Genomic DNA, 8,814 nt, shown 5'->3' with positions numbered 1-8,814 from the left:
CGTCTTGCAACCTTTTGGGTAGCGCCAGACCCGATCAGGTCGTTGGCGCGAAATGATTTTTCTGTGTCTTTGCACGCGCCGGCAGCACTGCCGGGCGATTACCGCTGAACGCGAAATAGCGCCCGGTGAGGGGCGCTATCTTCAAATCCGAAAGCCTAGGGCGTAGGGATTAATTACCGGCCCTAACCATACGTACTAATCTCGACCCCGAAGTATCTCCCGGCGCCGCATCGCCGTCGACAAAATTCAGCTGCCACGCGGCTTTGGTGAGGATTTGGGACGGCGAGCTGGACCAGTAGCTGGCGTTGCCAGTGCCTGGAAAATAGGCACGGTTGATGGCCGGCGCACTGCAGGCGCGATCGACGATCGACCCCAGTTCATTGCGGTTCGGCAGGCGCCAGTCGGAATAGCCCTTACCCAGGCCCGAGGGGTTGGCATTGACGGTTGCAGCCGTTCCCAGGGCAGATGCCCAGGAAACCGCAGTCGACGCCCCGGTCGCGCAGGCTGCGCCGGACTGGCCCAGGCTGCATTGCATCCACATCAGCTGCGTCGTCTTGTCGGTAATCGTGCCATCGCCGTTGTCGGTAAACCTGTCCGTCGCGGCGTTGGTGGCACTGCCCGGGGTGCAGGGCGTGGCCGACGAGGCCGTTGTGGCCGCACCACTGACCAGGCGCAGCGCCAGGTTGTTGCCGCTGCCCGCGGCTTTGTTCTTGACACCGATCGTACCGATCGAAAAGTCCACGACCCATGCCGTCTGGGCATCGCTCGGGAAGGTGGTCGCGCTCCAGTACAGCGAGGCGGCCTGGTTGCCGAAGGCCGCGGTATCCGCGAACCAGCTCGAATCGATGGCCACGCCGGTCGTCTTGCCGCTGTTCACCAGCGACGACAATTCCGCCACGTCCGGCACGCGCCAGGTGGCCACGCCGCACAGACGCGCCGCGTTGGCCGCGTCGACCCGCGCCTGCACGCCGGAGAAGGGAATGGCAACCGGCGCCGACTGTTCCACCTGCCACAGCATGCCGGTGACGGCGTCACGCACGCAGGACCAGGCCGTGGCCGTGGCGGCCAGCGGCTCGCCCGCCGCGCCAATCTTGGCGTACGAAAAACCCGCCAGGCCATCGGCGGCGGCGTTCGTGACGGCGATGGCGTCGCGGCCTGTCTGCGCATCCTGTCCGAGCAGTCCGGCCGCGGGGCACGCGGTGGCAGCGCCCGCGGCATCCACGCACGCGGTGATGCCGGTGTCGTTCAGGCCGCCGGTATCGTCGTTCACGAGCGTCGCCACCGCCACCACGGGCGCCGCGCCGCCGCTCACGGTCAGGTTGAAGCGTTTGTTGGCCTGGAAGGCGGAGTCATTGCAGGTGGTGATCGTGATCGATCCGGTCGATGCGCCCGGCGCAAAGCCCACCGCTCCGGTGCTGGTCACGTAGTCGATGCCGGCGCCGCACGCCGCGCCGCCGCGCGCATAGCCGGCAATCGCCTTGGCCGCCAGCGTCGTGGCCAGGTCGGCCGTTGCGTAGGTCAGGGTCACGCCCTTGGGCGACGGCTCGTTCAGGCGGACCGAGAACACGATGCGGCCATCGGCTTCCAGCACGGGCGCCGACGACACGGTAACGACCGGTGGCGCGGGTTCCGACTCGCCGCCCCCGCCGCCGCACGCGGCTAGGGTGCCCAGCGTCGCCAGGGCAAGCAGGCTCGCGGGCAGGACCCGCGCGGCACGCGCGCGGGAAGGCGACAGCATCGTCAGGTCAGGGCTTGAAAGTCGCATGGGGATCACCTGTAGGGGGAGAAGCGGGGGTGGGCGCGGCCGGTCGGGCCGCCGCAAACGCCAATTGCATCCGCAGTTGTTGTTCGTGAAGAAAGAGTTGGTGGCGCTGCGTGCGCGCGCCCTTGGCGGCACGGCGGCGCGCCTGGAAAACGGCCCGGCGTAGCAGCAATCGCATGCCGAGCGACGATTTGGCCAGCGGCGCGACCTGCGCCTGCCGCCCCATCAGCGTGTGGGCCCGGCGCAGCCATCCGGGCACGTCCCGATGGCCAAGATCGATCAGGCGCAGGCCGACGCGGGTGGAGCCCAGCCGCGCGCCGCGCGCCCAGAAGGCCCGCTCGGCACGCGCCGACTCGAGCTGTTCGGGCAGCATCAGGGCCAGCGGCGTACGCGGCCGGTTCAGGCGGACATCGGCGCCCGACAGCAGGGGTTCGGGGGCAATCAGCACTTCGCAGGGCGAGATCACCCAGTCGGCCGCGACCGGCGGCGCCGCGCCCAACACCCGGGGCTGGATGCCGCGGCGTTGCAGCGCCTCGATGATGGGACGGAAGGACTCGACCTTCTGCAGGCCGATCAGCACCGCGTGGTCCGACGACACCCAGGCCACCACGGCGTCGACCGCCATGTCGACCCGCATGGACGGATCGCTGACGACCCGGTGCTGGACCGCGGCGCGCGTGTCGATCGGGTCGCGCAGGCGCTGCGTCACCAGGCCGTAGATGCGCCACATTTCATCTTCCAGCCCGCGCAGGCTGGACGCCGCGCCGGCCAGCCGGTGGTAGCGGCCAAAGAACGCCTGGTAGCTGAGGCGATCCGACGTCCGCGGCGGATGCGTCAGCGGCAGGCCTTCGCGTGCTTCGATGGCCTGCATCAGGCCGACATGCATGGTGCGTTCGGGCAGCAGGTCGGTCACGGACGTCTCGCCGAACGCGATGCGCGCGCCCTGCCCTTGCGGATCCTTCTGCACCAGATAATGCTGGCCGCGCACCAGGCGGTCGCGCACCAGCAGGGCCTGCATCATCAGTTCGTCGCGGCGGCGCGGCGCGCGCCACAAGGCGGGCAGTTCCTGCGCCACGGCTTCGAGCAGCGCGTGGCCGGCCCGCGTGAAGCGCAGGCGCCGCTGCGTTTCGAAGCGGTAATGGGTGCCGGACTCGAAGCGGTCGGACAGCACCCGCGCCAGCGACACCGCGTTCAGCAGGACGGGGTTGTCGCCCGGCTCGGACACCATGAAGGGCGTGCTGGCTTCGTCGATCAGCACCCGGTCGGCGTCATCGACCAGCGCCATCTGCAGGCCCTCGTGATCCATCGCCACGGCGCCGCCCCGCCGGGCCGGCCCGGGGGCGCCCGCCTGCTTGCGTTCGCGCACGCTGTCGAGCAGCACCCGGCGCGACGTGGTGTACAGCACGTCGGCCTGATAGGCCGCTCCCACCGCGTCGGCCGGCGTCATCGACGTCAACGCCGATACCCCCAGGCCGCAGCGGGCAAACAGGGGCGTCATGTCGGCCACGTCCCGCGCGGCCAGCAATTCGCTGGCGGTCAGCACGTGGCAGACGCGGCCCGACCAGGCGCCCAGCACCGCGGCCAGCGCAATCGCCAGGGTCTTGCCACCGCAGGCGCCCAGTTCCACCACCTGCCCGTCGGCCATCGCCAGCGCGGCCAGCAATTGATTGGCTTCGGGCCGCAAGGTCAGTTGCCGCCAGGCGACTTCGGCCAGCAGCGCCAGGGCTTGCGGACGAAAGCCCACGGCGCCCCGCTGCCCGCTGCGCGCCACCGCCGTGCGCACGGCGCGCCGGGTCTCGATCAGCAAGGCGTCGATCTGCGCGTCGGGCAGCGCGGCCAGACGCGCCTGGGACGCCTGCACGAAAGCCAGGTCGCGATTGAGCTTGCGGCGGCGCGGCAGGGACAGCACGCGCCACCAGCCACGCAAGGCATTGCGCGAGCCCCAGGGCGTCTTGACTTCGACCGGCCCCTGGCTGCGTGCGCCGGCATCGGGATTGGGAAAAATCATAGGGCGTACCTGCGTTGCAGCAGTTGCAGGAAGGACTTGCGCGCGCGCTCGTACAGGGGCTGATCGTCCAGCGTCAGGCGCAGCACGCCCGACATGCCCTGATAGGCCGTGATGGCCGCCAGCGACGGCGTGGGCACGCCGGCGCGCACTTCAAAAAAGGATTCGGTGGCCAGCGTGCCGCTGGTGTCGTCCGGCCGGACGGCCACGTCGCCGCCGCCCAGAAAGCCCAGCGCCGGGGACGCCAGCCGGTCGCGCTGGTAGGGGATCAGGTCGAAGCGGGCGATGGGAATGCTTTCGCTGGCCTGCCCCACCAGGCGCAATTCGCCACTGCCGTCCGCCGCGGGAAACAGTTCCGCGGCTTCATCCTGCGCCAGCACGGCGGAAAAACGGAAGCTGGACAGGTCCACCACTTCGCCCAGCGGCTGGCCGCGTTCGATCCAGCTGTGCATGCGTTCATGCAGCACCGGCGCGACCCACTCGCCGTTCTGCGGCGCGCGCACCACCAGCCGCGACTTCATGGCTTCGAACTCGGCCAGGCGTTCCGCCAGGGCCTGTGCGCGGCGCTCCAGCGGCGCGACATCGGCCGGCGTTTTCTGCAGCGCCTGCCGCAGCAGCGTGTCGTATTCGGTGATCTGCAGCCGGGTCAGCGCCAGGTTCAGTTCCAGATCGTCGTTGCGCAGCACCGCGATCACATCGCCCTTGCGCAAGGTCTGGCCATGCTGCACCCGCAATTGGGTCAATGCGCCGGCCGTCTCCACATACATGACCGCGCGTTGCCGTGCTTCCAGCACGCCGGGCAGCCGCACCGCATGCGGCAGCGGCACCCACACCACGAAGGCGTAGACCGCAAACACCAGCGCCGCCAGGGCGCCCACCGCCCGCGACCGGCGGTTCGCCAGCGCCGGACTCATCAGATAGGTGACCAGCTTGCGGCCCGGCATCACGATCAGCGTGATCAGCGTCGTCACCATCAGGGCCATGCCGATCGCGAACCAGTGATCGAGCACCGTCATCAGGATCGTCACGCTCAGGATCAGCCGGTACACCAGGCTGCCCCAGCCGTATGACGTGAACCACACGCGTTCGGTGTGATCCGTCGCGGGCGACACATTGGCCTTGTTGCCAAGCAGGTAGCGGTCGCACAGATGCACCACCTGCGCCTGCCCCTTCTGGTACAGGTTCGGGATTTCGATCAGGTCGGCCAGCACGTAATACGCATCGAACCGCAGCAGCGGATTGCCGTTGAACAGCAGCGCGGATACCGACCCGATGAACATCACATTGAAGGCCAGGCTGTTGATCACACCGTCGGACGTGTGCGCCCAGACGATGGCGCCGATCGCCGCAAAGAACAGTTCCGTCACCACGCCAGCCAGGCCCACATAGGCGCGCCGCCACTTGCTGGCGAACCCCCAGGCGGACGTCGCGTCCACATAGGGCAAGGGCGTGAAGATCAGGAACATCACGCCAAAGGTATGGACCTGTCCGCCATACCGTTTGCAGACAAAGGCATGCGCGGTTTCGTGGAAGACCTTGAGCAGCGTCATGGCCACGTACAGCCAGCCCAGGTTGTCCAGCGCCAGCAGCCCCTGGGTGTGCTGGTGCAATTCGTCCGCATGCTGGATGACGTTGATGCCGCCGGCCACGATCACCGCCAGCCACACCACCAGCGCGGTGCGGCCCGTGCACCACAGGATCAAGGGACGGATGCGGTCCAGCAGCTTGTTGGGATCGAACAGCCGTACCCGCACATACAGGAAGGACAGCAGCTTGCCGTACAGTTCGCGCTGCTTCTGGGCGCGCGTGCGCTCGAAGATCGCGTCGCTGTGCGCCTTGCCGCGAAAGAACAGCATGTTGGACATGTGCAGTTGCGACAGCAGCCGCACCACTTCGTCCTGCCCCGGGGCGGCCGCGCCGCGGGTCTCGGCATAGTCGCGCCAGACCTCGTCGATGGTGCGTTCGCCATCCAGCGCGCGCACGAAGTCATAGGCCTCGGGCGTGATGCGGAAGAACTTCTGCGAATACGGGTCTTCAAGCACGAACCAGAGCCGGCCGCGATAGCGATGCGATTGCACCTTGACCGCCGGCAGCAGCGCCACGCGCGCGTCGGCAATCCGGTACCACGCGTCACTGAAGGTTGCGCCCGGCATCGATCTCTCCTACCACCACAACATCAGGCGCAGCTTGTCGACCAGGCGGTGCGTCAGGATCCAGGCCACGTTTTTTTCGCCTGCATCGATGCGCACCGCGCCGCTCATGCCCGGCCGCCACCATGCTTCCGGCGCCTGCTGCACTTCGGCGCGGACCATGAACTGGTTGCCGTCCTGCCCCTTGGTCTGCGCGACCGGAATCACGGCGATCACGCGCAGCGGAATCTTGACGTCGGGCCGGCTGACCAGCACCAGTTCGCCGGTGGCAGCCGGCGTGATCAACGGCATGTCGCGTTCGGGCACGGTCACGACCACATACAGGCCTTCGATGCGCGCCAGCTTGAACATCTTGTCGCCCTTGCGGACTGGCGCGCCAAGCAGGTCCTTGCGCTCGCCTTCGACCACCACGCCATCGAAGGGCGCGCGGCTGGTCGACTGCTCGATCATGTCCAGCACCCGCGCCAGGCGCGCATCGGCTTGCTGCTGGCGCGCCGTGGCGATTTCGACTTCGGCCCAGGCGGCACTGGCGCGGGCCTTGTCGGCTTCGGCGGCGTAGCGGCGGATTTCCGCGCGCGCATCCGATTCCTGCTGCCGCAGCTCGCGCGTGTCGAGCATGCTCAAGACGTCACCTTCGCGCACCAGGTCGCCCGACGTGACGTTGGCCGTGTCGACGCGGCCTTCAAAGCTCGCGCTGATCAGGCGGGTGCTGTCCGTGGTGAGCTGGCCGCCGCCATTGACCCGGTAGTCCCACGTCGCAAAGGTGGCATACAGCGCAAACAAGCCGAAGGCCACGCCCAGCGCCTTGAGCCACACATGCTGCGGCCCCACCAATGCACCCAGGCGCACGGCGGTCCAGTCGCGCAGGCGTTTGCCCCACCACTTTTCCCGATCGCGCAGGTCCAGCAGCCAGGGCACGGTCAGGTCGAACATCATGCGGATGTTGGCGAGCGTGGCGTCGTCCACCGTGCGATCGTCGGCGTGCGCGATCAGCACGGCGCCCGGCGCGGGTTCCAGGCCACGGCGCAGCGACATCGCGCACACGTGGCGAAAGCCCTGCTCGTCGCGCAGGCGGTCCTGCGCGGCAAACACCGGCTCGCCCGGCAAGGCCGGACTGCGCAGCGCGAATTCGTATTCCAGGCTCTCGTCCAGGGCCGATTCGGTGTACTCGACCAGTTCGCTGTGGTGCTCGAAGCGGTCCAGGTGGCTGATGGTCGATGCACGCACATAGCCGTGATCGGACCAGCCGAATGCCACCTGCGCCGCGCCGGTGAACGCGGCCAGGCCGTTGACGATCGTCAGCTGCGCGCCGCCCGAATGCTGCTGGCGCATGGCCTGCGAGGCCAGGTCAAGCAAGTCGGCCAGGGGGACGTGAATGGTCTGGGTGCCGGGCAGCGCAGCAGCCGCCGAGGGCGGCATCGCGCCGTCGGCCGCGCCGCCCACGATCGCGGGGACCTGCGGGGGAACCGCGCCACCGCCCTGCCCCGCCGCAGCAGCCACAGGCGCCGGCACGGGCGCGTAGGACGCCGGCGCGGGCGCGGGCGTAACCCCCGGCCGCGGCGGCACCGGCGACAGATCGCCCGGCAGGTCCGCCACCAGCTGCGCGCGCAGCACCAGTTCATTCAGGTTCGCGCGTTCCCGCTGGGGAATGTCCAGCAAGGCATACGACGCGGCCGTGTGTTCCAGCCGGACCACGACCCGATACACCGACAGGCCCGCCGCCGTCGTGCCTGGCCCGACAGCAAATCCCTTGCCCTCGGCCCGCGGCACCAGCGTCGTCAACTCTTCCAGCCAGCGCACGTCGAATTCGGCGGACGTGCTGTCCGACGACTGCCCGATCAGCAGCCAGTCGCCATGCAGCCGGCCCACGGCGCCATCGGTGCCGGCCTGCCGCACGACCCACACCGACGTTGCGCGGCACAGGAACCGCAGGCTGCTCGCCACCTGCTCCCAATAGCCGGGCTGTGTGGGCGAGCCCTGGCGCAAGGCCTGCAGGGCCTTGATCACCGACACCGCGTCGGGCGCGAATTGCGGCGAGGCGCCAGGCGCGTTCATCTGGCCGCCTTGCCTGCCAGTTGGGCAATGCCCTTGATGCCCGGCGGCACCATGTTCTTGGGATTCGGAAAGCTGATGCGCACTTCGACCAGGCCGCTGGCCGCATCGATCACCGGCGCCAGGTAGGTCACCTTGCCCGTGATGGGCGCAACGTTGGCGGTCGCTTCGAAACGCACCGGCACGTCGGCGCCCACCTTCAGCCCGGTCACGGCCGCCACCGGCACGTTCAGGCGCAGGAAGCACACCGATGCGTCAACGATCTGGATCAGCGCGTCGCCCGGCCGGGCCCATTCACCGATATCGGTATCGACCCGCGTGACCACCCCGGCCACCGGCGCCACCAGGCGGCGCGTGTCGCGCTCCTGTTCGGCGGCGGTCAGCTCGACGCGTTCGCGCTGCTTCTGGGCCAGCAGTTGCGACTGGCGCGCCCGCGCCGTCAGCAGTTCCAGTTCGAGCCGCGCCACTTCGTCACGGCTGACCGCGCCGCGTGCATTCAGCAGCTTGCGGGTGTCTTCGTACAGCGGCGCCAGGATGCGGACACGTTCGTCCAGCGACCGCACTTCGGACATGTCGTCGAGCAGGACCTTGCGGCGCTGCACTTCGGTCACCTGGATGCGGTCGTCCAGGATCAGCAGCGGCGCGCGCGCCTCGACCTGCTGTCCCACCACGGCCGGCACCCGCGCCACCACGCCCGGCGCACTCACGCTCAGGATCAGGTCATGGCGCGCGTGCACCAGGCCCGTGTATTCCTGCGCGTGCACGGCCGGCGACAACAGCAGTACGGCGGCAGCGCACAACGCTGCCGCCGCATGGCGCCGCAAAAAGAAAGAAGACGACGTCAT

The 8,814-nt window shown here is 68.8% G+C and carries 5 protein-coding genes; all 5 read right to left on the bottom strand.

Annotated features, from left to right (window positions below):
* Positions 1 to 169: 169 nt before the first annotated feature.
* Genes HD883_RS25395 through HD883_RS25375 form a run of 5 tightly spaced genes read right to left on the bottom strand, consistent with a single transcriptional unit; the run spans position 170 to position 8,814 of the window.
* A complete protein-coding gene (locus HD883_RS25395; protein ID WP_179590427.1) occupies positions 170 to 1,765 on the bottom strand; it encodes an Lcl C-terminal domain-containing protein in 1,596 nt (531 codons plus the stop codon).
* Positions 1,746 to 3,770 (bottom strand): hypothetical protein, encoded by a 2,025-nt coding sequence (locus tag HD883_RS25390; RefSeq protein WP_179590429.1) that lies wholly within the window; start codon positions 3,768 to 3,770, stop codon positions 1,746 to 1,748. Before HD883_RS25390 ends, HD883_RS25395 begins: the two co-directional genes overlap by 20 nt.
* Positions 3,767 to 5,920: a biotin/lipoyl-binding protein gene (locus HD883_RS25385; RefSeq protein ID WP_179590431.1), complete on the bottom strand. Its 2,154-nt coding sequence runs from the start codon at positions 5,918 to 5,920 to the stop codon at positions 3,767 to 3,769. Before HD883_RS25385 ends, HD883_RS25390 begins: the two co-directional genes overlap by 4 nt.
* 9 nt (positions 5,921 to 5,929) lie before the next feature.
* Positions 5,930 to 7,972, bottom strand: a complete 2,043-nt coding sequence (locus HD883_RS25380) for an efflux RND transporter periplasmic adaptor subunit (RefSeq protein WP_179590433.1) — start codon at positions 7,970 to 7,972, stop codon at positions 5,930 to 5,932.
* Entirely contained in the window at positions 7,969 to 8,814 is an 846-nt protein-coding gene (locus HD883_RS25375; protein ID WP_179590435.1) for an efflux RND transporter periplasmic adaptor subunit, read from the bottom strand. Before HD883_RS25375 ends, HD883_RS25380 begins: the two co-directional genes overlap by 4 nt.

This window comes from Pigmentiphaga litoralis (assembly GCF_013408655.1).
GTDB classification, from domain to species: Bacteria; Pseudomonadota; Gammaproteobacteria; order Burkholderiales; family Burkholderiaceae_B; genus Pigmentiphaga; species Pigmentiphaga litoralis_A.
This window is presented reverse-complemented; position numbering and strand designations above follow the sequence as displayed.